Consider the following 26,880-nt stretch of genomic DNA (forward strand, 5'->3'; position numbering starts at 1 on the left):
ACCGGCAGCGGCCTGACCCAGACCCTGACGGTCTACGGCCAGATCCCGGCCTCGCAGACTCCGCTGGCCGGCGCTTATTCGGATACCGTTACCGTCACGCTGACCTACTGATTGAATTGACTGAATTGAAGTGATGGCGACCGGATAGTACGATCGCCTGCAGGAAATCCCGGAGGGGTCCGGGATGCAAGACGCAAAGCTGTATCGGGGGTTTTATCCTGAGGGGGATGCGGCGTACTTCGTGGGGAAGTACGCCGCTTTTTTTCGTGTGCTATCCCGGATGCGCAAAAAGAAAAAGCCCCGTTCTTGCGAACGGGGCTTTTGTCTGGCGGAGTGGACGGGGCTCTCCTACTCAAGCGCAGGCCGCGGAATCGCCTGCAAGCGATTCCCTTCTCGCCCCGCCGGGAGCCGCGCAGGCGGCTCCCTCCGCTCCGCGTTTTTGCTGCGCAAAAAGAAAAAGCCCCGTTCTTGCGAACGGGGCTTTTTGTCTGGCGGAGTGGACGGGGCTCGCCTGCACGAGCGCAGGCCGCGGAATCGCTTGCAAGCGATTCCCTTCTCGCCCCGCCGGGAGCCGCGCAGGCGGCTCCCTCCACTCCGCATTTTTGCTGCGCAAAAAGAAAAAGCCCTGTTCTTGCGAACAGGGCTTTTATCTGGCGGAGTGGACGGGGCTCGAACCCGCGACCCCCGGCGTGACAGGCCGGTATTCTAACCAACTGAACTACCACTCCTAAACTGGTTTTAACTGCTGGTGCTGGTGGGCGCTGAGAGGCTCGAACTCCCGACCTAAGCCTTGTAAGGGCTCCGCTCTACCAACTGAGCTAAGCGCCCGGCTACCTTAACAGTCTGTCGCTGTGTCAGCAGCGACGAAAGACAATTATTTTATAGCATCTTTCAGCGCTTTACCAGCTTTAAATTTAGGAACTTTCGCTGCCTTGATCTTGATGGCGGCGCCGGTCTGCGGATTACGGCCGGTACGGGCCGCACGCTTGCCGACTGCGAAGGTGCCGAAACCCACCAGGGTCACGGTGCCGTTCTTCTTCAGCGTGGTCTTCACCGCGCCGATGAATGCGTCCACCGCGCGACCGGCTGCGGCCTTGGAGATATCTGCCTGGCCGGCAATGTGTTCAATCAGTTCGCCTTTATTCACTTATGCCCCTTGTCCATTAAGTTTGGTTTTGAGTGACAGCGTTTGCGACTCAACGACAGAGCCCCCTTCACCGTCGCTTGCCTTACGGAAAATTTCCGCAGCGGCTATTAAACAAGCCGCAAAACCAGGTGTCAAGCGGCTTTCCGCCATTTGCAGTGATTTTCAGAGGCGACCGGCATTTTCCTGACGGAAATCAACCCAGCGCACCGCACCGGCAAGAAAAAAGCGCCTCCGAAGAGGCGCTTTCAATTTGCAGCGAAATGAAACGAGGCAGGCTTAGTGCTTCACCACCGGATCGGTCGCGCCGTCCTTTGGTGCGACCGCCGAGTCGACAATGGCTTCATCTTCCGGCAACGGAGCCGGTTGACGCTCCAGCGCGACTTCCAGCACCTTGTCGATCCAACGCACCGGGATGATCTCCAGCTTGTTCTTGACGTTGTCCGGAATGTCGGCCAGGTCCTTCACGTTCTGCTCGGGGATCAACACGGTCTTGATACCGCCGCGATGCGCCGCCAGCAGTTTTTCCTTCAGACCGCCGATGGGCAGCACTTCGCCGCGCAAGGTGATTTCACCGGTCATCGCAACGTCCGAACGCACCGGGATGCCGCTGAAGATCGACACCAACGCCGTGGTCATCGCGATACCGGCGGACGGACCATCCTTGGGCGTCGCGCCTTCCGGCACGTGAATGTGGATGTCGCTCTTCTCGAACACCTCATTCTTGATGCCCAACTTGCGGGCACGGCTGCGCACCACAGTGCGGGCCGCCTCGATCGACTCCTTCATCACGTCGCCCAGTGTACCGGTGCGGATGATCTGGCCCTTGCCGGGCATGTTGACCGCTTCGATGGTCAGCAGGTCGCCGCCCACTTCGGTCCACGCCAGGCCGACCACCTGGCCGATCTGATTTTCCTTCTCGGCGATGCCGAAGTCGAAACGACGCACGCCCAGGAACTTGTCGAGGTTGCGCGAGGTGACGGTGACCTTCTTCTCCTGCTTCTTCAGCAGCAGCAGCTTGACCACCTTGCGGCAGATCTTCGAGACTTCGCGCTCCAGCGAACGCACACCGGCTTCACGTGTGTAGTAGCGGATGATGTCGCGGATCGCCGATTCGGCGACGTTGATTTCACCTTCCTTCAGGCCGTTGTTCTTGATCTGCTTGGGCAGCAGGTAACGCTGCGCAATGCTGGTCTTCTCGTCCTCGGTGTAACCCGACAGGCGGATCACTTCCATCCGGTCCAGCAGCGCCGGCGGGATGTTGAACGAGTTCGACGTTGCCACGAACATCACATCCGACAGGTCGAAGTCGACTTCGATGTAGTGGTCCGAGAACGTGTGGTTCTGCTCAGGATCCAGCACTTCCAGCAAGGCCGACGACGGGTCGCCACGGAAGTCCATGCCCAGCTTGTCGATTTCGTCGAGCAGGAACAGCGGATTGCGCACGCCGACCTTGGCCAGGCTTTGCAGGATCTTGCCCGGCATGGAGCCGATGTAGGTACGACGATGGCCGCGGATCTCGGCTTCGTCACGCACGCCGCCCAGCGCCATACGCACGAACTTGCGGTTCGTGGCACGGGCGATCGACTGACCCAGCGAAGTCTTGCCCACGCCCGGAGGACCCACGAAGCACAGGATCGGCGCCTTCAGCTTGTCCACGCGCTGCTGCACGGCGAGATATTCGAGGATGCGTTCCTTGACTTTCTCCAGGCCATAGTGATCGCCTTCCAACACCTTTTCGGCGTTGGGCAGGTCGTTGTTGACCTTGGACTTCTTCTTCCAAGGCAAGCCGACCAGCGTATCGATGTAGTTGCGCACGACCGTGGCCTCGGCCGACATGGGCGACATCAGCTTGAGCTTCTTCAGCTCGCCCTGCGCCTTTTCCAGCGCTTCCTTGGGCATCTTCGCCCCGAGGATCTTCTTTTCCAGCTCTTCCAGGTCGGCGCCGTCTTCGCCTTCGCCGAGCTCCTTCTGGATCGCCTTGACCTGCTCGTTCAGGTAATACTCGCGCTGCGACTTTTCCATCTGGCGCTTGACGCGGCCGCGGATGCGCTTTTCCACCTGCAGGATGTCGAGTTCGCCTTCCAGCTGGCCGAGCAGGTGCTCGTAGCGCTTGGCGACGTTGAAGATCTCCAGGATGACCTGCTTCTGTTCCAGCTTCAGCGGCAGATGCGCGGCGATGGTGTCGGCCAGGCGACCAGCGTCATCGATGCCGGCCAGCGAGGTCAGGATCTCGGGCGGGATCTTCTTGTTCAGTTTCACGTACTGGTCGAACTGCTGCACGATGGTGCGGCGCATGGCTTCGACTTCCGCCTCGTCGCCCTGCTCGGATTCCACCGGTGTCAGGTCGGCGACGAAATGGGTCTCCAGTTCGCTGATGTGATGAATGCGTGCGCGCTGCGCGCCTTCGACCAGCACCTTGACGGTGCCGTCGGGCAGCTTCAGCATTTGCAGGATGTTGGCGACGCAACCGATTTCATAGATGTCGTCAGCCGAAGGCTCATCCTTAGCGGCCGCTTTCTGGGCCGCGAGCATGATGCTCTTGCCTTGCTCCATGGCCGCTTCCAGCGCCTTGATCGACTTTGGGCGGCCGACGAAGAGCGGAATCACCATGTGCGGGAAGACAACCACATCCCGTAACGGCAACAGCGGCAATTGCGATTGTTCTGTGAGTATTGGAGTCGTCATGGCGGGCCTTATCAATGAATACTGTGAATGATGTTGGCACGAGTGATCAAAACACAAGTCCGGCAGAGCTAAAAAATCACGGCCGGAAGACCGATGTCACAATCACAACAAAATAAAAAAGCCACACACGAAGTCTCCTCCGGGTGGCTTTACGATGGAAGCCAGAGTAAATTCCGCCGGCTCATTTTACCGCTTTCGCGATTACCGGACTGTGGTGCGGCCTTTTCTGCACGATGCGGCGCACTTCCATGCACCGCACCACTGCTCCTTCGGTAAACCCGCGCGCAATCAGGCGCCGGCCACCTTCGGCTGGTCGTGGTAGATCATCAGCGGCTTGGCGCCGTTGGTGATGGTGTTCTCGTCGACCACGACTTTGGCCACGTTCTGCTGGCTGGGCAATTCGTACATCACATCAAGCAAGGCGTGTTCCAGAATCGAGCGCAAGCCGCGCGCGCCAGTCTTGCGCGCCAGCGCCTTCTTGGCGATGGCATGCATGGCAGCCGGACGGATTTCCAGCTCCGCGCCTTCCATCTGCAACAGCTTTGCGTACTGCTTGATCAGGGCGTTCTTCGGCTCGATCAGGATCTGGATCAGGGCTTCTTCATCCAGCTCGTTGAGCGTGGCGATCACCGGCAGACGGCCGACCAGTTCGGGAATCAGGCCGAACTTGACCAGGTCTTCCGGCTCGGCGCCAAGCAGCACCTCGGAATTGCTCTTCTGCGACTGGCTCTTCACGCTGGCCGAGAAGCCGATGCCGCTCTTCTCGGAGCGGTCGGAAATGATCTTGGCCAGGCCGTCGAACGCGCCGCCGCAGATGAACATGATGTTGGTCGTGTCGATCTGGACGAAGTCCTGATTCGGGTGCTTGCGGCCGCCTTGCGGGGGCACCGATGCCATGGTGCCTTCGATCAGCTTCAGCAGCGCCTGCTGCACGCCTTCGCCGGACACGTCGCGGGTAATCGACGGGTTGTCCGACTTGCGGGAAATCTTGTCGATCTCGTCGATGTAGACGATGCCCTTCTGGGCCTTCTCGACTTCGTAATTGCAGTTCTGCAGCAGCTTCTGAATGATGTTCTCGACGTCTTCGCCGACGTAGCCGGCTTCGGTCAGCGTGGTCGCATCGGCGATCACGAACGGCACATTCAGCATGCGCGCCAAGGTCTGCGCCAGCAGCGTCTTGCCCGAGCCGGTAGGACCGACCAGCAGGATGTTGCTCTTGGCCAGCTCGACGTCATCCTTCTTGCCCAGATGCTTCAGGCGCTTGTAGTGGTTGTACACCGCCACCGACAGGATGCGCTTGGCGGTGGACTGCCCGATCACGTACTGATCCAGCAGGTCGCAGATTTCCTGCGGGGTCGGCAGATCCGACTTGGCGCCCGGCACTGCTTCCACGCTGGCGGCTTCATCACGGATGATGTCGTTGCACAGGTCGATGCATTCGTCGCAGATGAAGACCGAAGGGCCGGCGATCAGCTTTTTGACTTCGTGCTGGCTTTTGCCGCAGAAGGAGCAATAAAGCAACTTTTCGCCGCTGGAGGATTTTTTCTCAGACATAGAGCTACAAGGATAGAAGTTACGACTTGATCATACCCGCGAAATGCGAATTCGTCACGGCTTGGTCATTTTTCGACGCCATCGCTTGATTCCGGTTCGCTTCCTGACAGTTATATGTCATCGACACCCCGATTTATCAAGAAAACAGAGCCCGAAAAGCCTCTCTTTGCGAAATTCGCCAAAAAAAATGCCCGAACAGCAATTTGCCCGGGCATTTTTGCGACTTTTACCGCAATGCAAGCTCAACCGCGCTCGGTCAGCACCTTGTCGATCAAGCCATATTCCACGGCGGCGTCGGCCGACATGAAGTTGTCGCGATCGGTGTCGCGCGCGATCTTTTCGACGTCCTGGCCGGTACGTTCGGCCAGGATGCCGTTCAGGCGTTCGCGCAGGTACAGGATTTCACGCGCCTGGATCTCGATATCGGACGCCTGGCCCTGGGCGCCGCCCAGAGGCTGGTGAATCATGATGCGAGAGTTCGGCAGCGAGAAACGCTTGCCCTTGGCGCCGGCGGCCAGCAGGAAAGCGCCCATGGAGGCGGCCAGGCCCGTGCACAGCGTCGACACTTGCGGCTTGATGAACTGCATCGTGTCGAAGATCGCCATGCCGGCCGACACCGAACCGCCCGGCGAGTTGATGTACAGCGAGATGTCCTTGTCAGGATTTTCGCTTTCCAGGAACAACAACTGGGCGACGATCACGTTGGCGGTTGCATCATTGACCGGTCCGACCAGGAAAATGATGCGTTCCTTCAGCAGGCGCGAGTAAATGTCATACGCGCGCTCGCCGCGGCCGCTCTGTTCAATCACCATCGGCACCATGCCGAGCATTTGCGTGTCCAGTGCAGAACCTCTGATCAGACCTGTCATGTGTGCATCCTTAGCGTAAAAATGTTTTCCGATACTACGCGAGAAAACCCGATTACGCTTGCGTCTGATTGCCCATCAGTTCGTCGAACGAAACCGGCTTTTCCGAAACCTTGGCTTTGCCGAGAACGTAGTTGACGACGTTTTCTTCCAAAACAAGAGCTTCGACTTCGGCCAGGCGGCGACGGTCGGAGAAGTAGTACTTCAGGACTTGCTGCGGATCTTCGTAGCTTTGGGCGAAGTCTTCGATCTGCGCCTTCACTTGATCTTCGGTGGCTTCCAGCTTGTTGGTCTTGACCACTTCAGCCAGGATCAGGCCCAGGCGAACGCGACGTTCAGCCTGTGCGGTGAACAGTTCGCGCGGCAGTTGCATGACCTTCGGATCCATGCCGCGTTGCGCCATGTCCTGCTTGGCCATTTCGGCCAGGCGCTCGACGTCCTGCTCGATCAGGGCCTTCGGCACTTCCAGGTCGCTGGCCTTGATCAGGGCGTTCATCACGCTGTCCTTGGTCTGGGCCTTGGTGCGGGCAGTGACTTCGCGCTCCAGGTTCTTCTTGATGTCTTCGCGCATCTTGGTCAGGTCGCCGTCTTCGATGCCCAGCGATTGGGCGAAGACTGCGTCGACTTCAGGCATGTGCGCCCATTCGACCTTCTTCAGGGTGATGGTGAATTCGGCGGTCTTGCCGGCTACATCCTTGCCGTGGTAGTCCTCGGGGAATGCCAGCGGGAACGACTTCGACTCGCCGACCTTCAGGCCGATGGTGGCTGCTTCGAATTCCGGCAGCATGCGGCCTTCGCCCAGCACGAACGGGAAGTTGTCGGCCTTGCCGCCCTGGAATTCCACGCCGTCAATCTTGCCGACGAAGTCCACGGTCACGCGGTCGCCGTTTTGTGCGGACTGATCAGCACCGCCGTCGCCGTGCGCGCCTTGCTCACCCTTGACGTGGTAGTGCACGCGCTGCTTGCGCAGGATATCGATGGTCTTGTCGATTTCAGCGTCGGACACCGATGCCACGGTCTTCTCGACTTCAGCGCCGGTCAGGTCGCCGACAGCCACTTCCGGATAGACTTCGAAGGTGGCGTTGAACGCCAGCTGGCCTTCGCCGGCTTCTTCGCTGGTCTTCGGTTCGATCGACGGGAAACCGGCCACGCGCAGGTTGTTTTCCACAGCGGCGTCATTGAAGGCGCGGCCAACCTTGTCGTTCAGGACTTCGGTTTCAACTTGGTAGCCGAACTGGGCGGCAACCATCTTCATCGGCACTTTACCCGGACGGAAACCCGGCGCCTTGGCGGTACGGGCACGCACCTTCAGGCGCTTTTCCACTTCAGCCTGAACATCGGCCAGCGGGAAAGACAGGGTCATACGACGTTCGAGTTTGCTCAGGGTTTCGACTGCAGTTGCCATTTAAATCGTCCAAATAATTAAGAATTCTGTAAGCCGAGGCCCTCATCTCCCGTCTGCACCAATAAATTCCAGACGAAAAACGGCCAGCCCGACCGCGCTAAAGCTCGCTATTTTATACGCAAAAACCGCCGCGAGTCCAAAATTGCCCTTGCCGCGCTGCAAACAAACGCGCAAGCCCGGCTGCGCCCCGCAACGCAAGGCTGGCGCGGGCTGCGGCGACGCCGCCCGTGCCGGTCATTGCGCCACGGCAAGCCGGGGGCAAAAACGCCCTACTTCACCGGGATCGGCGTCGACGCCGCCACCGGTACCGCCGTCACGGCGTTCATCGGGCTGCCGTCGATCAGCTTGTCGGAGTAAGTCAGGTAGACCAACGTATTGCGCTTGGGATCGACCACCCGCACCACATGCAGGCGCTTGAACAGGATCGACATGCGCTCGGTGAACACATCCTCCTGCAGCGGCAGCTTGCCGTTGAACTGCAGCGTGGCCGTCACCTGGCGGCAGGCGATCGAGGCCTCGGCCTTGTCCTCGGCCAGCCCGACACTGCCCTTGACGCCGCCAGTGCGCGCGCGTGACACATAGCAGGTCACGCCACCTACGCGCGGATCATCATAGGCCTCGATCACCACCCGGTCGTTCTTGCCCAGCCAGCGAAAGGCGGTGCTGACGTCAGCCAGCTCTTCGGCGGCCGCGCTGCCGGCAATGAAAGCGCCGGCGCACAGCATGGCGCAGCACAAGTACAGTGCGCGTTGTTTGAGATTGATGGACATGGAATGCCTGCGAAGGAAAGAAATGGATCAGTCCGCGATCTTCTCGAAGCGCGGTACCTGCTTGCCGTCGACGTCGACCAGCTCATGAAACACCTCGCTGGGGCGTATCCACAGGCGGCCGTCGGCGGCGCGATAGACCACCATGGGCGACAGGTCGGACTCGAGAATGGCATCGCCGACGAACTCGTAGATGCCGCCTTTGTAATGGCGATAGCGTGTCATGTGAACGGATGAAACCAAAGTGAACCGAGGCCGCATGATACCGTTTCCCCGCCCACGCCCGGCTCGCCGCGAAGCTTTCTGCAAAAAAACGGACATCGCCATCGGCTTGCAGTACAATAGCGCGCTTTACGAAATTGCTACCCGCATCGGTAGCGGCAAATCTGCAGCAACACTGCTCCCAGACTGCTATCGCGCCGATGTCCGACACCTTCAGCGAGGATGGCGAAATTGGTAGACGCACCAGGTTTAGGTCCTGACGCCAGCAATGGTGTGGGGGTTCGAGTCCCCCTCCTCGCACCAGACAATTCAATTCCCTGAATCCGCACACCGCTTTGCCCTGCACCGGGCACGGCGGTTTTCAGGTCACTTTCCAGGAACCGCCATGCCCACCCAGGAAGAATTCGACGCGCTCAAGCAAAGCCACAACGCGCTGCTCAACAAGTTCATCGAAAACAATACCGCTGACCAGATCCTGTTCTCGACGCTGTTCACCGCGGCGGCCGTGCTGTCCAAGGACGGCAAGCAGTTCACCGAAGGCGCCATGGGCATCGCCCGCTCGCTGGCGGCGCAACTGGGCGCCGGCGGCACCATGCCCAAAGCCTTGCTGGACACCGTGGAGACCCGTATCGCCACCGTCGAAGCCCTGCTCAAGGACAAATTCGACTGATTGCGCCCTACGCGCCCCCGCTCGCCGCGCACGTTCATGTGCGCGGCCAATACCCTGCCCGCCCGCCTCATTCGCCGCGTCTCCGGCACACCAAAACTCACGCAGAAATAGCCCGACGGAAATAATTTCCGCTCGCCGCAAAGCCTTGCCAGTCAAGGCTTGTGGCCAAACTGCACGCAAGCTCATCTGGCTGTTTACCGCACCTGCGGCCTTGTTTATCATCCACGTCAGCCATGAGGGGGATCATGACCTGACGCTTCGTCCTGAAGCGACTCATCTCGGATCCTGGCGTCCCACCAGTGAACGGATGAAGCAACTTGCAAAGGCAGGGTGATCGGTCATGTCGTACGAAATTGTGCATACCTTCGGCTTCAGCGTTTACCTGGTCTTGTTCTTCCTGTTCCTGTGGACCTCCCGCATCCCGCGCACCAACTCCGGCTCCAGCTGGTGGGCCGCATCGATTTCCTTCGCGCTGCTCGCCCGCCTGTCGCTGGTGTTTCTGGTGGCGGGCAACGACATGCGCCTGATCGTCACCACCTATGCCGCGCTCAACCTGCTGGAAAAGCCCCTGCTGCTGACCGGCCTGAAGCGCTTCTTCAATTTTAACGCGAACACCGCCTGGTTCTGGCTGGCCGCCGGCCTGGGCGAACTGTGGCTGCTGGCGGCGTGGTTCGCCGAGGCCTCGCCGTTGGCGCGCAGCATGGGCTATTCGCTGATCAACGCCGGCTTCATGCTGTACGTGGCCCTTCAATGCCGCGCCAGCCTCAATGAAAACCCGCGCTGGCTGCGCACGGCGTGGCTCGCGGCTGCGGCGATGGCGGTGCATTGGACCTGCGGGCCGTTCCTGATCGAGCGCTATCCGGGTTGGTTCAAGCACGGCTTCCTGCTGGGTACCGTGCTGATGCTACTGGTGTATATGTCGCTGCTGGCGGCAGTGCTGTCGCAGTTCCAGCGCCGCTTGCTGGAAGCGGAATCCAAGGCGCTGGACATGGCCTTCCTCGACCCGCTCACCGGCCTGAACAACAAGCGCTACATGAATACCCTGTTCGACCATGCCCTGCTGCTGGCCACGCGCCCGCATCACATGGTGGCGATCTTCTACATCGACCTCGACAACTTCAAGCCCATCAACGACAAGGCCGGCCATCACGTGGGCGACGAGGTGCTCAAGGCGATCGCACTGCGCATCAAGGGCATCGTGCGCAGCACCGACATTTGCGCGCGCGTGGGCGGCGACGAATTCATCGTGATCGGCACCCAGCTGGAGAACGAGAACCAGGCCTTCGAGGTGGCCAAGAAGATCCTGGCGCAGATGATGCAGCAAGTGCGCGTGGGCGAATCGGAATACCTGCTGGGCGCCAGCATCGGCATCAGCCTCTACCCGGAGCACGCGCGCGACCTCTCCAAGCTGATCCAGTGCGCCGACAGCGCCATGTACCAGGTCAAGCGCAACGGCAAGAGCGGCTACGAGATCTACAAGGCCGGCGAGGACGGCGCCACACAGATTCAACCGGACGCCTAGGCGACGGCGTTTTCCATTACTATTCGGGCTGAAAAAATCCGGATCCGGAAAGCGCCCGCATGGCCGTCGACCACTACGAAAACTTCCCCGTTGCTTCCCTGCTGTTGCCGGCCCGCCTGCGTCCGGCCGTCACCGCCATCTACGCATTCGCCCGCAGCGCAGACGATATCGCCGACGAGGGCGATGCCGACGCGCCGCAGCGCTTGGCCGCGCTGGAAGCCTATGAACACGGCCTCGACCTGATCGAAGCCGACGCCCCGGCGCAAACGCCTATCTTCGAACGCCTGCACCAAACCATCCGCGCCCACCAACTGCCGCTGCAGCCGTTTCGCGACCTGCTGTCGGCCTTCAAGCAGGACGTCGTCACCAACCGCTACGTGCGTTATGACGATTTGCTGGACTATTGCCGCCGCTCGGCCAATCCGGTCGGCACGCTGATGCTGCATCTGTACCGCACGCCGGATGCGCAAAACCTGCGCGACTCCGACGCCATCTGCAGCGCGCTGCAACTGATCAATTTCTGGCAAGACGTCGGCATCGACTGGCAAAAGGAACGCATCTACCTGCCGCAGGAAGACCTGCAACGCTTCGGCGTCAGCGCCGACGATATCGCTGCCGGCCGTGCCGACGAGAAGTGGCGGCGCCTGATGCAGTTCGAGGTGGAACGCGCCCGCGCGCTGATGTTGTCCGGCGCGCCGCTAGCCAAACGCCTGCCGGGACGCATCGGCTGGGAGCTGAGGCTGGTGGTTCAGGGCGGCCTGCGCATCCTGGAGCGTATCGAGGCGGTGCAAGGCGATGTCTTCCGGCGTCGGCCGAAGCTGGGCAAGACGGACTGGCTCACCTTAGCCTGGCGCGCGCTGACGATGTAAAAGACAATACGCCCGCCGGGTTGCCCCAGGCGGGCGTATTGTCCTGCACGTTGCCTGGCGTGATGCCGGCGCCGGCTATTGTCAGACCAGCAAGGCTGCCGTCAGCGAACGGATCTGCTCTTCGGAATCGTCCAACAGTGCGCGCAGCGAGAGATCGCCGACATAGTCGTCCACCAGGTTTTCGCCACCGATGCCGGCCTCGGCCACGGTGCGCTGCAACGGCGACGGCACCGGAGAAAGCTCCTTGGCCAGCAGCAGCACGTCGCCGATGGTCTGCGGCGGCAGCACGCGTACGCCGTGCCACAGCGATTCGATCGCATCCACCACTGGTTGCGGCACGCCCAGCTTCTTGAGCACGGCGCGGCCGATCATCTTCTCACCGTATTCGGCCCAATCCTCGATCCCGCCATCCAGCAGGCCAGGATACTCATCCGTACGCGACAGCAGATAAAAACCACCCACTTCATGCACGATGCCTGCAAACATGGCGGTCTCGGGGTCGCCATTGGTCAGCTTGGCGGTCAACACGTGTGCCGTGGCAGCGACGTGGGCGCAGTGCTCCCACAGCTGGGCCGACTTGATGCGCATGGCCGGATTGCTGATGGTGCGTCCGAGCTGGCGCACGATGACCGAGGTGGTGATGGTGTTCAACGTGCGAAAGCCCAGCCGCATCACGGCGGTGCGCACATTGTTGATCTCGCCGCCGGAACGGTTGTAGGCGGCCGAATTGGCGATGGCCACGGTGCGCGCCGACACCAGCGGCTCGGCCATCACCAGCTTGGCGGCCTGTTCCAGATGGCAATCGGGGTCGGCCAATGCCTGCTGCAGCTTGATCGATGCGCTCACGTTGGCGGGAAAAACCAGCTCTCCCCGTCCGGCCTGCGATGCGATGTTGCGAAAGATTTCCAGTCTGTCCATGACGTCTCCTGCCTCCTTGTGGGTTCGCATCTGCCGCCCGCCGTGACGTGTGACGGCTTGACGCCTCCGGTCACGATATCGGCGGGCTCCGCCTTGTTATTTCAGTTTTTTTCTTATATTTCTCTTTTATTTTCTATCTTAATTTCACAGGACTTCGATGACTTGACTTTAATGGACAACGCAGGCCGCCGCAACCAGACAAGCCCATCCCAGGCCTCGCGCATTTGCCCTGCCGTGCGCACTCGGCTAGCATAGCGCCTTTGCCGGGTTTTGCCGGGTTTCGCCCCGGGCCGGCCACGCATCGAACGCAGCCACCGCCACCCATGTCTCCAGACGAATATTGCCAGCAGAAGGCCGCCGCCAGCGGCTCCAGCTTTTACTACAGCTTCCTGTTCCTGCCGCCGGAGCGCCGGCGCGCGATCACGGCGCTGTACGCCTTCTGCCGCGAGGTCGACGACACCGTCGACGAGATCGAAGACCCGATGGTGGCGCGCACCAAGCTGATGTGGTGGCGCAAGGAAATCGCCGCCATGCTGGAAGGCAATCCCAGCCACCCGGTGACCAAGGCGCTGTATCCGCACGTGGCGGTCTACCAGCTCAAGGGCGAGCACCTGCAGGCCATCATCGACGGCATGGAGATGGACCTGGACCAGAGCCGCTACCTCGACTATCCCGGCCTGCAGCGCTACTGCTGGCACGTGGCCGGTGTGGTCGGCATCCTGTCGGCCAGCATCTTCGGCCACACCCAGGGCGCCACGCTGCTCTACGCTGAAAAACTGGGCCTGGCGTTCCAGCTGACCAACATCATCCGCGACGTCGGCGAGGATGGCCGCAAAGGCCGTATCTACCTGCCGGTCAACGAGCTTCAGCAGTTCAACGTAACCGCCGCCGACATCCTCAACGGCCGCCACAGCGAGCGCTTCGAGGCGCTGATGAAGTTCCAGGTGCAGCGCGCCCGCGAAGCCTACGATGAAGCCATGGCCCTGCTGCCCAAGGAAGACCGTCGCGCCCAGCGCCCCGGCCTGATGATGGCCGCCATCTACCGCACCGTGCTGGAAGAAATCGAGCGCGATGGCTACCACGTGCTGAACCAGCGCATCTCGCTCACCCCCATCCGCAAGCTCTGGCTGGCGTGGAAAACCTACGTGTTCGGCTGATGCCGCACACCCGCCACGCATGAACGCCCCGCGCCACTATGCCGTCATCGGCGCCGGCTGGGCCGGCTGCGCGGCGGCGGTGACGCTGTGCGCCGCCGGACACCGGGTCAGCCTGTTCGAATCGGCCCGCACGCTGGGCGGACGCGCACGCCGCGTCGACGCCGACGAACGCGTGCTGGACAACGGCCAGCACATCCTGCTGGGCGCTTACACCGCTTGCCTGAAGCTGATGAAGCAAGTCGGCGTCGCGCCCTCCGCGGCCCTGCTGCGCCTGCCGCTGCAGATGCGCTACCCGCTGGAGGCCGGCGCCGACGGCATGGACTTCGCCGCGCCGCGGCTGCCGGCGCCGCTGCATGTGGCCGTCGCGCTGCTGCGCGCCAAAGGGCTGCCGCGCGAAGACAAAATGGCGCTGGCGCGCTTTTCCACCACCGCGCGCTGGATGGGCTGGCAGTTGCATCAGGATTGCAGCGTGGCCGAGCTGCTGGAGCGCTACGAACAGACGCCACGCATCATCCGCCTGATGTGGCATCCGCTGTGCATCGCGGCGCTGAACACCCCGCCCGAACGCGCCTCGGCCCAAGTGTTCCTGAACGTGCTGCGCGACAGCCTGGGCGCGCGCCGCGCCGCGTCCGACATGCTGATCCCGCGCGTCGACCTGTCCGCCCTGCTGCCCGAAGCGGCAGCGGCTTATCTTGAAAAGCACGGCGGCCTGGCGCACGCCGGCACCGCCGTTGCGCGCCTGTTGCCCGGCGCAGACGGCGCCTGGCGCCTGGAAGACCGCCAGGGCGAGAACCTGGGCGAATTCGCCGGCGTCACCATCGCCACCGGCCCCGACGCCGCGGCGCAATTGCTGGACGGTCTGGACGGCCTGCGCGACGCCTACGACATGGCCCCGCTGCGCGCCCTGACGCACGAGGCTATCACCACCTGTTATCTGCAATACGACGCCGGCGTACGCCTGGCGCAGCCGTTCTACGCCCTGGCCGACGATCCCGCGCGCCAGGCCTGGGGCCAGTTCGTGTTCGATCGCGGGCAGCTGGGCGGCGATGCCGGCCTGCTGGCGGTGGTGGTCAGCGCCGCCGGGCACGCCATCGCCGACGGCCACGCGGCGCTGGAGCAAGGCATCGTGCGGCAACTGGCGAACGACTTCGGCCGCCAGGATTTGTCGAATCCGCAATGGCGCAAGCTCATCACCGAGAAGCGCGCCACCTTCTCCTGCGCGCCGGGGCTGCAACGCCCGACCAATGACGGATTGCCGCCGGGATTGGCGCTGGCCGGCGACTACGTGGCAGGCGACTATCCAAACTATCCGGCCACGCTGGAAGGCGCGGTGCGCAGCGGCACGGCCGCCGCTCTCCTGCTGGCAAGCTGACGCGGTCGGCAGGCATCACGCACATCATTGGCAAAAAGCCATAAGCGCCAGCGGCCGGCGCCGATATCCCGCCCGTGCGGCCCGATATAAAATTTTCATGGATAGCCGGAAAGGGATTCACCCCACGCACGGCCGCTTTGCACTAGCATTACGCCATCCTGAGCAGTCCCAGCAGTCCCTTTCCGGTCCCTGCCTGCGAGACAAATACCCGGCGGCCCCGAGCCGCATTCCATTTACGGAGATAACAATATGCCGGTCATGACCTGTGTCGAAGACTTCCGCCTGCTGGCCAAGAAACGTGTTCCCAAGGCGTTCTACGACTACGCCGACAGCGGTTCCTATACCGAGGGCACCTACCGCGCCAACAGCGACGACCTGGCCGCCATCAAGCTGCGCCAGCGCGTGGCGATCAACGTCGACGAGCGCAGCACCCGCACCACCATGATCGGCCACGACGTCACCATGCCGGTGGCGATCGCCCCGACCGGCCTGACCGGCATGCAATGGGCCAACGGCGAAATGCTGGGCGCCATGGCGGCCGAGAAATTCGGCATCCCCTTCACGCTGTCGACCATGAGCATCTGCTCCATCGAAGACGTCGCCAGCGTCACCAAGAAGCCGTTCTGGTTCCAGCTCTACGTGATGCGCGACCGCGGCTTCGTGAAGTCGATGATCGACCGCGCCAAGGCTGCCAAGTGCTCGGCGCTGGTGCTGACGCTGGACCTGCAGATCCTCGGCCAACGCCACAAGGACCTGAAGAACGGCATGTCGGTGCCGCCCAAGCTGACCCTCGATACGGTGCTCGACCTCGCCAGCAAGCCCGGCTGGGCGCTGCGCGCGCTGGGCGGGCGCAAGACCTTCGGCAATCTGGCCGGCCACATCAACGGCGGCAACAGCGGCAGCGGCGTGCAAACCCTGTCCAAATGGACCGCCAGCCAGTTCGACCCGACCCTGAACTGGGACGACGTCGCCTGGATCAAGGAACAATGGGGCGGCAAGCTGATCCTCAAGGGCATCCTGGACGTGGAAGACGCCAAGATCGCCGCGCAGACCGGCGCCGATGCGATCGTCGTGTCCAACCACGGCGGCCGCCAGCTGGACGGCGCGATGTCGTCGATCCAGGCGCTGCCCGAGATCGCGCAGGCTGTGGGCGACCAGATCGAAGTCTGGTTCGACGGCGGCATCCGCTCCGGCCAGGATATCCTGAAGGCCACCGCGCTGGGCGCCAAGGGCACCATGATCGGTCGCGCCTTCCTGTACAGCCTGGGTGCCATGGGCGGCGAAGGCGTCAGCCAGATGCTGGAAATCCTGCGCAAGGAGCTGGACGTGAGCATGGCCCTGACCGGTACCAAGGACATCAAGGACGTCGGTCCGCAGATCCTGGTGCCCTGATCGCCGGCCGGCCGCCTGTCCCCTCGCGACAGGCCTGGCAATGAAAAATCCCGGAGGCCTCGCGGCGATCCGGGATTTTTTTCCTGCGTGCACCGCCTTATTACTTGGGCGGCGCCTTGAGCACGTCGATCACGCCGTCCTGGCCATAGCGTTGCGCCAGATCCATCGCGGTCAGGCCATCCTTGTTCTTCAGCGTCAGGTCGGCGCCGCCGTCGCGCAGCACAGCCACCGCCGCCACGCGGCCGCGCATCGCAGCCAGCATGACCGGGGTCATCTTGTCGTCGGGCGACTCGGCATCGATGTAGGCCGAGGCCTCCAGCAGCAGCCTGACGATCTCGGAGCTGCCGTTGATCGCCGCGTAATGCAGCGCCGTCCAGCCCTGGCGATTGACCTCCACCTCCCGCGACAGCAACAGTTTTACCACCGGGATGTTGCCGTAGAAGGCGGCCAGCATCAGCGGCGTGTCGCCGTTGACAGCCTGGGCCTCCAGGTTGACGTCCGGCGCGTTGACCAACACGTCGAAGGCCTTCATCGAGTCTTCGCGGATGGCCAGCATCAGGCCGGTATAACCGCGCTTGGGCTCGATCAGGTTGGGCCCCATGCCGCGCTGCATCAGCTGCTTGAGGTAGTAGACGTTGTCCATGCGGATCGCCTGGAAGTACTCCTCGTAGGCGCCGGCGCGCGCTGCGCCCGGCAGCAGCAGCGAGGTGTACAGCAGCGCGCGGCCCAGGCGACGGAAATGAGGGAAACGGGTGCGCAGCTTTTCCAGCAAAGAACTCATGGGGCGATTCCGAACAGCTTGAAGAAATTGGCGGTGGTCTGGCGTGCAACCTCGTCGACCGGGATGCCGCGCAGGTCGGCGATGAACTCGGCCACGTGACGCACATAGCCCGGCTCGTTGGTCTTGCCGCGGAACGGCACCGGCGCGAGATACGGCGAGTCGGTCTCGATCAGCATGCGCTCCAGCGGGATGGTGCGCGCCACCTGTTGCAGATCCTTGGCGGACTTGAAGGTGACGATGCCGGAGAAGGAAATGTAGAAGCCCAGCTCGATGGCGGCATCGGCCACTTCCTGTGACTCGGTGAAGCAATGCATGACGCCGGCAGCGCCGCCGGCTTCCGGACTGGCGCCCTCTTCGCGCATGATGCGGATGGTGTCTTCCGACGCCGAACGGGTATGGATGATCAGCGGCTTGCCGGTCTCGCGCGAGGCGCGGATGTGGGTGCGAAAGCGTTCGCGCTGCCATTCCAGGTCGCCCTGCAGGCGATAGTAGTCCAGCCCGGTTTCGCCGATGGCGATGATGCGCGGATGATCGGCCAGCTTCACCAGCTGGGCGACGTCCGGCTCGGGCGTGTCTTCGTAGTCGGGATGCACGCCGACCGAGGCGTAGACATTGGGATATTGCTCGGCCAGGGCCAGCACCTGCGGAAAATCAGGCAAGTCGACCGAGACGCACAGCGCATGGCTGACCTTGTTCTCGGCCATCTTGCCGAAAATCTCGGGCAGGCGCGCAGCGAGGTCGGGGAAATTGATGTGGCAGTGGGAATCGATAAACATGGGCGCTATTGTAAAGCGATGCGGCCCGGGTGTCGCCCCGGATTGCCTTTGCTTACAAGGACGCTTACTTGGCCACCGGCCGCTTGGCCAGCTTGCGCTGCAAGGTGCGGCGATGCATGTTCAGCGCGCGCGCCGTAGAGGAGATATTGCCCTGGTGCTCGGCCAGCACGCGCTGGATGTGCTCCCATTCCAGCCGGTCCAGCGACAGCGGCGCAGCATCCTCGGCCGGCGCAGGCGCATCGCCGGCGGCGTCACCCTCGCCGGCATGCGCCAGCGCCGAGAGAATGGAGTCGACGTTGGCCGGCTTGGCCAGGTAATTGTCGGCGCCGGACTTGATCGCCTGCACCGTGGTGGCGATGCTGGCGTAGCCGGTCAGCACCAGCAACCGCGCCTGCGGCAAGGCCTCGCGCAGCGGGGAAATCCATTGCAGGCCGGAATCCTGCTCCAGCTGCAGATCAATGGTGGCGAAGTCGAAGACTTCCTTGCGCGCAGCCGCCAACGCCTCTTCGCCGCTATGCGCGACGGTCGCGCGAAAGCCCCGGCGCACCAGTGAACGCGCCAGGGTGCCGGCAAATACGTCGTTATCGTCGAGGATCAGGAAAGCCGCGCTCATCAGGTCGTCAGTGTCAGCCAGTCAGGTATCGGAATCAAAGTTGGCGTGAGGAAATCATCCGTCTCAAGCCAGCGGAAAGCGCAGCTCTGCCGTCGCCCCTTCGCCCGGTGTGGAGCGCAGGCGCAGCTTGCCGCCCATGTGGCTGGCGGCGGCGAAGGCCAGCATCAGGCCGATGCCCTTGCCGCCGGAGCTGCTGGCCACAGGGCCGTGGCCCAGGCGCTGCAGCAGCTCGGGGCCGATGCCGGCGCCGTTGTCCGCAATACGGATGATAGCCGTCTTTTGCGACGCTTTCCCGCCCGCGGCGGCCGATGCAGCCGACGCGCCCTCGCCCGCCAGCAAGGCGATGCGCACCTCCCCTTGCGTGCCGCGCGCGCGTACCGCATGGGCGGCATTGTCCAGCAAGGTCAGCAGTATCTGCGACAAGTCCTGCAATTGGCCGGCGACCAGGCCTTCTTGCCGCAAGTCGGCCGCCAGCGAGACCGCCGGGTGACGCAGCCGCCATCCATCGATCAGCGTCGCCAGCCAAGGGCTGAGCGCCGCCACCTGGTCGGCCTGGGCATCGGCGTCCAGGCGCATGCTCTCCAGCGCCGCCTTGCACACCGCGATCTGCTCCTCGACCACGCGCAGGTCTTCCTCATAGAGCGCCAACGCGGCGTTGCCGACCATGTCGCGCCGCATTTCGCCGGCGATCACCGCTACAGTCGACAGCGGCGTATTAAGCGCATGCGCAGCACCGGCGGCCTGCGTGCCCAGCGCCACGATGCGCTGGCTTTGCAACTGGTGCTCGCGCGCCTGCGCCAGTTGGCCGTCGCGCGAGCGCACGGCGGCGGCGATACGGGTAACGAACCAGGTGATCAGCAGCGCCGAGATCGAGAAATTGATCCACATCCCGGCCAGGTGGTAGGCCATGGCCTGCCCATGGTCGTGGATGTGCAGCGGCTCATAAAAGTAGACCAGCCCCGAATACGCCGCCAGCGCGCACAAGGCCAGCGCCAGCGCATAGGGCCAGGCCAGCGTTGCCGCGCCTGCCGCCAGCGCCGGCAGATAGAAGGACACGAAAGGATTGGTCGCCCCGCCCGAGAAGAACAGCAAGGCCGACAGCGCCGCCAGGTCCAGCAACAGCTGCAGAAACAACTCCACCTGCGAGGCCGGCCGCGTCCAGCGCATCCGCGCGCCGGTGGCGACGTTGATCGCCGCCTGCATGCCGATCAGCGCCAGCAAGGTGAAGAGCGGCAAGGCGATTTCGAGCCAGAAGTGCGCGCCGGCCAGCACCAGCAATTCGCCGGCGATGGTCGCCCAGCGCAGCCAGAACAGGCGCGACAGCAGCGGGTGTCGGCCCAGCTCGTTGCCGGCCGCGTTCAGGGTCGCGGCGGGCGTGGAATGAAAGGATGACTGCATGCAGGAATTCAATGATGAATGGACGCCGCGCGGGGGCGACGACCTCAGCCGCGCCGGCCGACGCCGGCCTCGCGCTTGCACAGGTGATAAGCCATCACGACGATAGGCGTGGCGATCGCGAGCCAGGCCAGCCAGTGCCACACGCCCTGCCCCAGCAATGCGGCCAGCAAGCCGAACGCCGTCAGCAGCCCCAGCAGGATCGGCATGCCCCACAGGTGCAGAAACTCGGATTGTCGTTCGGCTGGTCGGGATGGCTTGTTCATCTTTGCGCTCTCTGTGTCGTCCGAGGCTGATCCGGCGGATCTTGAGGATACGGGCGCCGTCATTTTACCGCCGCCGGCTGGCCCGGTCGCGCATGCAACTTCTCCAGCCGTCGCCGGGATTGCCCGCGGCGCGCAAACCACAGGTAGACGCCGCTGCCCAGCACCACCAACGTCGCCACGTCCAGCAGCGCCCACATCAGCTTCAACGGCATGCCGGCATAGTCGCCGAAGTGCAGCGGCTTGGCCACCAGCACCGCGGTCACGTACCAGGGCAGCTCGCGGCTTTCGGTCAGGCGGCCGGTCTCTGCATCCACCAGCACCGGACGCAGCAGGTTGGACGTCAGCGGCGTATCGCCGCGCATGAAGATCGCGTAATGGTGACCGCTGGAGAAGTTCGTCCCGGGGAAGGCGATGAAGGACGGCACCATGCCCGGCGTGGCCGCCTTTGCATTGGCCACCGATACGTCCAGCGAGGCCAGGTGGGTCGGCGGCGGCAGGTTCTTGTAAGGGGCGACCATTTCGGCCAGCTGGTCGTTGCGCCAGGCGGTCAGCAGCACGTCGGCCAGCGTGCAGACCACGCCGGTCACGCCGACCACGGTCACCCACACCAACGTGGCCGTGCCCAGCAGATTATGGATATCCAGCCAGCGCAGCCGGCGGCCCTTCTGCCGGCGGATGGCGCCGAAATCCAGCTTGCGCATCAGCGGGCCGTAGACCACCACGCCGGAGACAATCGACACCACGAACAGCAGCCCCATGAACCCCAGGAACAGCTTGCCCGGCAGGCCGGCGAACATGTCGGTATGCAGCTTCAGCAGGATGAACACCAGTCCGCGTGACGGCGGCTGGCCCAGCACACCGCCGGTACGGGTGTCCGAGACCAGGCTTTGGGTGCTGTCGGGATGCGTATCCGGCCGCGGCGCCGTCACCAGCGTCGCCGTTTCGTCCTCGCCGCGCTCCCAGATCATGTACTGGATCACCTCCCCCGGCCGATACGCGCGCGCCGCGTCGGCCAGCTTGTCCAGCGGCGCCGCCGGCGTCCCGGCAGGCATCTCGGGCGCGGCGATGTGGTTGCCCAGCAGATCGTCCAGCTCATGATTGAAGATCAGCGGCAAGCCGGTCAGGCACAGCAGCAGCAGAAACACCGTGCAGATCAGGCTGCTCCAGGTGTGGATGAAGTGCCAGCGTTTGAAGGAGGCGTTGGAGGACATGAAATCAGAGGCCGGTTAAAAGACAGGGGCTCCTTCAGCCCGAATTTTCATTTTTTGCAACACATGTACCCAGGTTCATCACACAATCCGGGATTTACAATAGCGAAGTTACGAATAATAACAATTCTCAATTATACTTTTCGAATCAGCTCAATCCGATCCACTGAAACTTAACAGGACGCCACGTTCCTGCTTTCGCTTACATAAAACCATGTCCCTTCGCCCTACTCCGCTGGCCGCCGCCCTGGCGCTCGCTTTCATCGCACCGCTGCCCTCTTTCGCTCAAACCGCCACCAGCACCACCGTTGGCGCCCAGCAAGACGGGCAAGCGCTGCCGACCGTGACGGTCAATGCTTCGGCAGATGCATCCGCCGACGGCCTTCCAAAAGAATTCGCCGGCGGCCAGGTGGCGCGCGGCAGCCGCCTTGGCGTCCTGGGCAACGTCGACAATCTTGACAGCCCAGTGCGTTCGATGGCGTACACCCAGCAACTGATCCAGGATCAGCAAGCCCACGGCGTGGGCGACGTGCTGAAGAACGATCCGGTGGTGCGCACCACCCGCGGCTTCGGCAACTTCCAGGAGTCGTACATGATCCGCGGCTTCATCGCGAACTCCGACGACCTGATGTACAACGGCCTGTTTGGCATCCTGCCACGCCAATACGTCGCGTCCGAAATGATGGAGCGCGTCGAAGTCATGTACGGTGCAAGCGCATTCCTCAACGGTGCGACACCGGGCAGCGCCGGCGTGGGCGGCACCATCAACATCGTCCCCAAGCGCGCTTCCAGCGAGCCTTTGAACAACGTCACGCTTGGCTACGGATCCGGCAACTCGAAGTACGGCGCCATCGATTTCTCGCGCCGCCTGGGTCCTGAAGAACGCTTGGGCATCCGCATCAACGCCGCACGACGTGCCGGCGGCACCGGCGTTTCCCGCGAGAAGAACGAAACGAATATCTTCTCGCTGGGCGCCGACTATCGCGGCAACAACTTCCGTCTGTCTGCCGACCTCGGCGTGCAGGAAAACAATCTGACCAACATTCGCTCCAGCGTGGCGATCGGCGCCATCACCGCCGTTCCCACCGCACCGAACGCGTCCAGCAACAACTCGCAGCCGTGGGCCTATTCCAACGCCCGCGACATCTTCGGCACCGTGCGCGGCGAGTGGGATCTGTCCGACGTTACCACGGCATGGGCTGCATTCGGCGCCCGCCAAGGTACGGAAAACAACTCTCTCTCGGGCATCCGCGTCAACGACGCCAGCACCGGCGCCGCGTCGACTTACCGCTTCGACAACGCCCGCCAGGATGACGTCGCCACCGGCGAAGTCGGCATTCGCACCAAGTTTTCTACCGGTTCGGTGGGACACAAGGTCGTGGCGTCGGCCTCCGCTTACTCCCTGGATTCGCGCAATGCCTATGGATATTCGACCTTCTATGGCCTGAGCTCGAATATCTACAATCCGACCTTCTACAGTGCACCTGCCCTGACCACCTTGGGCAACAACCTGGGCGATCCTCAGACCACGACCAAGGTCAAGCTGGCAAGCGCCGTGCTGTCCGACACCCTCAGCTTCTACGACGACCGCGTCCTTCTGACCCTCGGCGTTCGCCAGCAGCAGATGAGAACCGAGTCCTATGCCTACAACACCCACGCGCAAACTACGGTCGACCAAAGCGCTACCTCGCCGATGGCCGGCGTGGTCTTCAAGATCCTCAAGAATCTGTCGCTGTACGGCAACTACATCGAAGGCCTGCAACAGGGCGAGCAGGTCAGCAGCTTTATCGGTGCGGCCAACCCCGGCGTGTTCATGCCGGCCTATAAGGCCAAGCAAAAAGAAGTCGGCGTGAAGTATGAAATCGGCGGCCTGGGCCTCGGCGCTGCATTTTTCACCACCAACAAGCCGCTGCAATCCATGGATGCGGTGACGAAGATCGTGACTGCCAGCGGCCAACAGCGCAATCGTGGCATTGAACTGACTGCTGTGGGCGAATTGACCAAGAGCCTGCGCCTGTTGTCTGGCATTACCTTCCTGAATGCCAAGCAGCAAGAGACCATTCCCTCGACCAATAACGGCAAATACGCTATCGGCGTTCCGAAGATGCAAGCCAACGCCGGCCTTGAATATGACATCCCCGGCGTGCGTGGTCTGACCGTGAACGGTCGCGCAACCTACACGTCGACCCAGTATGTCGATGCAGCCAATCAGCTGGAAGTCCCGTCGTGGGTGCGCTATGACCTCGGCGCACGCTACCTCACCGACATCGGCGGCCGCGCTGTGACCTTCCGCGCCTCCATCGAGAACCTGGCGAACCGCAACTACTGGGAGTCTGCCGGTGGGGCATCCAACTCCGGCTATTTGGTGCAAGGCAATCCGCGCACGTTCAACACTTCGGTCTCGGTCGCGTTCTGATAAGCACGACGCATCCACTACCACAAACAAAAATGCCCGGTCCATGCAATTGGACCGGGCGTTTTTTTATTCTGCCGGCAGCTCAATCAAACAAGCCCGCATAGTCGATCAGCATCTCCTCGATGAACAGCTTGGCCGACAGCGGATGGTCGGCGATCGCGCGGCGTTCGCCCATGCCTTTGATGGCGCGCGAGATGGCGATGGCATCGGCGCGCTCGGCCAGCTTTCCCAACTCCTTGGCATGGCGCGGGTAGTAGCGGATGACGCCGGCTGATTTCAGCGAGAACAGGTCGTACAGCCAGCGCTGCACCCATCCCACCAGGTCGGAGACCGGCACCTTCTGCAGCTTGTCGGCGGTGCGCAAGGCGCCGTCGACGCCGGGCTGGGCCAGGTGGCGCAGCAGCTCGTCGAGCACGTCGCGGCTGTCGCCCTGCGCGGCTTCCAGCGCGGCCAGCGGGGCGCCGCCCTGCTCGGCCAGCCAGGCGTCGGCATCCTTGACGCCTTGCGCCCTCAGCCACGCCAGGCCGGCTTCGTGCGAGGGGCCGGGCAGCGCGAACTTGCGGCAGCGCGAGAGGATGGTCGGCAGCAGGCGGTCCAGGCGATTGGACAGCAGCAGGAACATGGTGCCCGGGGGTGGCTCTTCCAGCGTCTTGAGCAAGGCGTTGGCGGCCGCCGTGTTGAGCGCCTCGGCCGGATACAGCATCACCACGCGCAAGCCGGAACGGTGGGTGGAGACGTTCATGAAATCGGCCAGGGCGCGCACCTGGTCGATCTTGATTTCCTTGGAGGGGGTCTTGCTGGCCTTGGCGGTCTTCTTTTCTTCGCCGCCCTCGTCATCCGCGATCTCGTCTTCCAGCGCCTCGGGACGTACGCGGCGATAGTCGGGGTGATTGTATTGTTCGAACCAGTTGCAGGAGGCGCAGGCGCCGCAGGCATGCGCCTCGGGCGTGGGCGATTCGCACAGCAGCGACTTGGCGAAGGCTTCGACGAAAGCGGTCTTGCCGGTGCCGGCGCTGCCGTAGAACAACAAAGCATGCGGCAGGCGCTCGCGCAGCTGCTGCAGCTGGCGCCAACTGTCGTGCTGCCAGGGCAGCAGGGAGGAATCGGATGAACTCATGATGCGGGCCTGTTACAGGGCGGCGACGATGCCGCGCAGCTCTTGCTGGATCTCGGGAATCGGCCGGGTCGAGTCGATGATGCGAAAACGCGCCGGGAATTCGGCCGCACGGCGCAGGTACTCGCCGCGGGTGGCGGCGAAGAAGTCGGCCTTCTCCTGCTCGAACTTGTCGGGTGTGCGCTCGGCGTCCAGGCGCGCGCGCGCCACCTCCAGCGGGACGTCGAACAGCAGCGTCAGCTCGGGCTGCAGGTGCGGATGGACCCAACGCTCCAGCGCGTCCAGTTTCTCCAGCGCCAGGTGGCGGCCGCCGCCCTGATAGGCGAAGCTGGCGTCGGTAAAGCGATCGGAGATCACCCAGTCGCCGCGCGCCAGCGCCGGCTCGATGACCTGGGCCAGGTGTTCGCGACGCGAGGCGAACATCAGCAGCGCCTCGGTTTCCAGATGCATTTTCTTGTGCAGCAGCAGCTCGCGCAGACCCTCGCCCAGCTCGGTGCCGCCGGGCTCGCGGGTGGCGACGACAGTCAGGCCGCGCGCGCGCAGCAGCTCGGTGACGAAAGGAATATGGGTCGACTTGCCGGCGCCGTCGATGCCTTCGAAGGTGATGAATTTGCCTGATGCCATGAAGGGATCGCAGTAGAAATAGGTAAAAGAGTCAGCGCGTAAAAAGATCAGCGCTGGTAGCGGTTGACGGCCTGGTTGTGCTCGTTGAGGCTGCTGGAGAAATGGCTGGTGCCATCGCCGCGCGCCACGAAGTATAAGGCCTCGGTCTTGTCCGGGTTCATCGCCGCGGCCAGCGAGGCGGCGCCGGGCAAGGCGATCGGCGTGGGCGGCAGGCCGGCGCGGGTGTAAGTGTTGTAGGGCGTGTCGGTCAACAGGTCGACCTTGCGGATCTTGCCCTGATAGCGCTCGCCCATGCCGTAGATCACGGTCGGGTCGGTCTGCAGCAGCATACCCACGCGCAGGCGGTTGGAGAACACGCCGGCCACCATGCCGCGCTCGGACTTCTGGCCGGTTTCCTTCTCGACGATGGAGGCCATGGTCAGGGCTTCATACGGCGTGCGGTACGGCAGCGACAGGTCGCGCTTGCTCCAGGCCTCGTTGAGCTTCTTGTTCATCAGCGCGAACGCCTGCTTGTAGATCTGCATGTCGCTGGCGCCCTTGGCAAACAGATAAGTGTCCGGGAAGAACAGGCCCTCGGGGTATGTGTATTCCGTGGTCAGCTTGGCCAGCACCTGCTGGTCGGTCCAGGTGATGGTGTCATGCTTCAACGAAGGCTGCTCGGCGATTGCCCGGCGCATCTGCTTGAAGGTCCAGCCTTCGATGACGGTCAGCGCCTCCTGAGCGAACTCGCCCCGCACCAGCTGCAGCAACAGGCGCTGCGGGGTGTAGCCGGGTTTGAGCTCATAGCTGCCGGCCTTGATGCGGGCGCCCTCGCCCGATAACCGTGCATACAGCGCGAAGAGATCCGGATTGACCGGCACGCCGGCGGCGGCGATCTCTTGGGCGGCGCCATTCACCCCGGCGCCGGGCGTGACGGTAAAGGCGATGTTCTGCCCACCGGCCGCCACGATGGGCTGCTTGGACCAATAGATGCCCGCGCCCGCCACCAAGGCGGCCAACACGAGCAAGGCAAAAAATAACTTCTTCATACCGGATGCAAAATCCCCGTTCCCCGACGCGTTTTTTCGGAGATCACTATAATCGAGGCATCAATGATAATCGCTGGCACGACAGTTGCCTAATTTGCCTGGCCGCCGGCGAT

At 62.9% G+C, this 26,880-nt stretch carries 25 protein-coding genes and 3 tRNA genes; 9 read left to right on the forward strand and 19 right to left on the reverse strand.

Annotated features, from left to right (window positions below; all coding sequences use genetic code 11):
- Positions 1 to 111: spore coat protein U domain-containing protein (locus tag J8I26_RS14685; RefSeq protein WP_209608043.1), on the forward strand; the 111-nt coding region annotated here is incomplete at its 5' end.
- 540 nt (positions 112 to 651) lie between these two features.
- Here the strand turns inward: J8I26_RS14685 and J8I26_RS14690 are convergent.
- From J8I26_RS14690 to J8I26_RS14730, 9 genes are all read right to left on the reverse strand, one after another.
- A tRNA-Asp gene (locus tag J8I26_RS14690) sits at positions 652 to 728 on the reverse strand.
- Between the two features lie 24 nt (positions 729 to 752).
- Positions 753 to 828, reverse strand: a tRNA-Val gene (locus J8I26_RS14695).
- A 46-nt stretch (positions 829 to 874) separates the two neighbouring features.
- Positions 875 to 1,147, reverse strand: a complete 273-nt coding sequence (locus J8I26_RS14700) for an HU family DNA-binding protein (RefSeq protein ID WP_209607857.1) — start codon at positions 1,145 to 1,147, stop codon at positions 875 to 877.
- 276 nt (positions 1,148 to 1,423) lie between these two features.
- Complete coding sequence (gene lon / locus J8I26_RS14705; protein WP_209607858.1) at positions 1,424 to 3,832, reverse strand: endopeptidase La; 2,409 nt, start codon at positions 3,830 to 3,832, stop codon at positions 1,424 to 1,426.
- 288 nt (positions 3,833 to 4,120) lie between these two features.
- Complete coding sequence (gene clpX / locus J8I26_RS14710; RefSeq protein WP_209607859.1) at positions 4,121 to 5,386, reverse strand: ATP-dependent Clp protease ATP-binding subunit ClpX; 1,266 nt, start codon at positions 5,384 to 5,386, stop codon at positions 4,121 to 4,123.
- Between the two features lie 242 nt (positions 5,387 to 5,628).
- Positions 5,629 to 6,255, reverse strand: a complete 627-nt coding sequence (gene clpP / locus J8I26_RS14715) for an ATP-dependent Clp endopeptidase proteolytic subunit ClpP (protein ID WP_079214773.1) — start codon at positions 6,253 to 6,255, stop codon at positions 5,629 to 5,631.
- Positions 6,256 to 6,307: 52 nt separating this feature from the next.
- Positions 6,308 to 7,657, reverse strand: coding sequence for a trigger factor (gene tig / locus J8I26_RS14720; protein ID WP_209607860.1), 1,350 nt, complete (start codon positions 7,655 to 7,657; stop codon positions 6,308 to 6,310).
- A gap of 269 nt (positions 7,658 to 7,926) precedes the next feature.
- Complete coding sequence (locus J8I26_RS14725; protein WP_209608044.1) at positions 7,927 to 8,382, reverse strand: CreA family protein; 456 nt, start codon at positions 8,380 to 8,382, stop codon at positions 7,927 to 7,929.
- Positions 8,383 to 8,454: 72 nt separating this feature from the next.
- A complete protein-coding gene (locus J8I26_RS14730) occupies positions 8,455 to 8,649 on the reverse strand; it encodes a DUF1653 domain-containing protein (protein ID WP_209607861.1) in 195 nt (64 codons plus the stop codon).
- A gap of 213 nt (positions 8,650 to 8,862) precedes the next feature.
- Between J8I26_RS14730 and J8I26_RS14735 the strand changes: the two genes are divergently transcribed.
- From J8I26_RS14735 to hpnC, 4 genes are all read left to right on the forward strand, one after another.
- Positions 8,863 to 8,949, forward strand: a tRNA-Leu gene (locus J8I26_RS14735).
- A gap of 82 nt (positions 8,950 to 9,031) precedes the next feature.
- A complete protein-coding gene (locus J8I26_RS14740) occupies positions 9,032 to 9,316 on the forward strand; it encodes a hypothetical protein (protein ID WP_209607862.1) in 285 nt (94 codons plus the stop codon).
- A 340-nt stretch (positions 9,317 to 9,656) separates the two neighbouring features.
- Positions 9,657 to 10,838: a GGDEF domain-containing protein gene (locus J8I26_RS14745; RefSeq protein WP_209607863.1), complete on the forward strand. Its 1,182-nt coding sequence runs from the start codon at positions 9,657 to 9,659 to the stop codon at positions 10,836 to 10,838.
- 59 nt (positions 10,839 to 10,897) lie between these two features.
- Positions 10,898 to 11,707: a squalene synthase HpnC gene (hpnC, locus tag J8I26_RS14750; protein ID WP_209607864.1), complete on the forward strand. Its 810-nt coding sequence runs from the start codon at positions 10,898 to 10,900 to the stop codon at positions 11,705 to 11,707.
- 81 nt (positions 11,708 to 11,788) lie between these two features.
- On the opposite strand, the gene J8I26_RS14755 is transcribed toward hpnC, so the two are convergent.
- Complete coding sequence (locus J8I26_RS14755) at positions 11,789 to 12,625, reverse strand: HDOD domain-containing protein (protein ID WP_209607865.1); 837 nt, start codon at positions 12,623 to 12,625, stop codon at positions 11,789 to 11,791.
- 323 nt (positions 12,626 to 12,948) lie between these two features.
- On the opposite strand from J8I26_RS14755, the gene hpnD reads away from it, so the two are divergent.
- From hpnD to J8I26_RS14770, 3 genes are all read left to right on the forward strand, one after another.
- Positions 12,949 to 13,782 (forward strand): presqualene diphosphate synthase HpnD, encoded by an 834-nt coding sequence (gene hpnD, locus J8I26_RS14760; protein ID WP_209607866.1) that lies wholly within the window; start codon positions 12,949 to 12,951, stop codon positions 13,780 to 13,782.
- A 19-nt stretch (positions 13,783 to 13,801) separates the two neighbouring features.
- Complete coding sequence (hpnE, locus tag J8I26_RS14765) at positions 13,802 to 15,154, forward strand: hydroxysqualene dehydroxylase HpnE (RefSeq protein WP_209607867.1); 1,353 nt, start codon at positions 13,802 to 13,804, stop codon at positions 15,152 to 15,154.
- 249 nt (positions 15,155 to 15,403) lie between these two features.
- On the forward strand, positions 15,404 to 16,546 hold the full coding sequence (locus tag J8I26_RS14770; RefSeq protein WP_209607868.1) for an alpha-hydroxy acid oxidase: 1,143 nt from the start codon (positions 15,404 to 15,406) through the stop codon (positions 16,544 to 16,546).
- A gap of 100 nt (positions 16,547 to 16,646) precedes the next feature.
- Here J8I26_RS14770 and J8I26_RS14775 read toward each other — a convergent pair whose 3' ends face one another.
- The 6 genes from J8I26_RS14775 to J8I26_RS14800 all read right to left on the reverse strand — a co-directional run bounded on the left by J8I26_RS14775 (position 16,647) and on the right by J8I26_RS14800 (position 21,588).
- The gene (locus tag J8I26_RS14775; RefSeq protein ID WP_209607869.1) at positions 16,647 to 17,327 is read right to left on the reverse strand and encodes an ankyrin repeat domain-containing protein; all 681 of its coding nucleotides are present in this window, start codon (positions 17,325 to 17,327) and stop codon (positions 16,647 to 16,649) included.
- On the reverse strand, positions 17,324 to 18,103 hold the full coding sequence (locus J8I26_RS14780; RefSeq protein ID WP_209607870.1) for a TatD family hydrolase: 780 nt from the start codon (positions 18,101 to 18,103) through the stop codon (positions 17,324 to 17,326). The genes J8I26_RS14775 and J8I26_RS14780 overlap by 4 nt, the downstream gene beginning before the upstream one ends.
- Before the next feature lie 64 nt (positions 18,104 to 18,167).
- On the reverse strand, positions 18,168 to 18,716 hold the full coding sequence (locus J8I26_RS14785) for a response regulator transcription factor (protein WP_209607871.1): 549 nt from the start codon (positions 18,714 to 18,716) through the stop codon (positions 18,168 to 18,170).
- 63 nt (positions 18,717 to 18,779) lie between these two features.
- A complete protein-coding gene (locus J8I26_RS14790; RefSeq protein WP_209607872.1) occupies positions 18,780 to 20,114 on the reverse strand; it encodes an ATP-binding protein in 1,335 nt (444 codons plus the stop codon).
- Positions 20,115 to 20,158: 44 nt separating this feature from the next.
- Complete coding sequence (locus tag J8I26_RS14795) at positions 20,159 to 20,377, reverse strand: hypothetical protein (protein ID WP_209607873.1); 219 nt, start codon at positions 20,375 to 20,377, stop codon at positions 20,159 to 20,161.
- A 59-nt stretch (positions 20,378 to 20,436) separates the two neighbouring features.
- The gene (locus J8I26_RS14800; RefSeq protein ID WP_209607874.1) at positions 20,437 to 21,588 is read right to left on the reverse strand and encodes a PepSY domain-containing protein; all 1,152 of its coding nucleotides are present in this window, start codon (positions 21,586 to 21,588) and stop codon (positions 20,437 to 20,439) included.
- Positions 21,589 to 21,799: 211 nt separating this feature from the next.
- Here J8I26_RS14800 and J8I26_RS14805 point away from each other — a divergent pair, with 211 nt between their 5' ends.
- The gene (locus tag J8I26_RS14805) at positions 21,800 to 24,001 is read left to right on the forward strand and encodes a TonB-dependent siderophore receptor (protein ID WP_209607875.1); all 2,202 of its coding nucleotides are present in this window, start codon (positions 21,800 to 21,802) and stop codon (positions 23,999 to 24,001) included.
- An 82-nt stretch (positions 24,002 to 24,083) separates the two neighbouring features.
- On the opposite strand, the gene J8I26_RS14810 is transcribed toward J8I26_RS14805, so the two are convergent.
- Genes J8I26_RS14810 through mltG form a run of 3 tightly spaced genes read right to left on the reverse strand, consistent with a single transcriptional unit; the run spans position 24,084 to position 26,767 of the window.
- The gene (locus J8I26_RS14810) at positions 24,084 to 25,118 is read right to left on the reverse strand and encodes a DNA polymerase III subunit delta' (protein ID WP_209607876.1); all 1,035 of its coding nucleotides are present in this window, start codon (positions 25,116 to 25,118) and stop codon (positions 24,084 to 24,086) included.
- Between the two features lie 12 nt (positions 25,119 to 25,130).
- Positions 25,131 to 25,739, reverse strand: a complete 609-nt coding sequence (gene tmk / locus J8I26_RS14815) for a dTMP kinase (RefSeq protein ID WP_209607877.1) — start codon at positions 25,737 to 25,739, stop codon at positions 25,131 to 25,133.
- Positions 25,740 to 25,786: 47 nt separating this feature from the next.
- Positions 25,787 to 26,767, reverse strand: coding sequence for an endolytic transglycosylase MltG (gene mltG, locus J8I26_RS14820; protein ID WP_209607878.1), 981 nt, complete (start codon positions 26,765 to 26,767; stop codon positions 25,787 to 25,789).
- Between the last annotated feature and the right edge of the window lie 113 nt (positions 26,768 to 26,880).

This window comes from Herbaspirillum sp. LeCh32-8 (assembly GCF_017814915.1).
Lineage (GTDB): Bacteria > Pseudomonadota > Gammaproteobacteria > Burkholderiales > Burkholderiaceae_D > Herbaspirillum.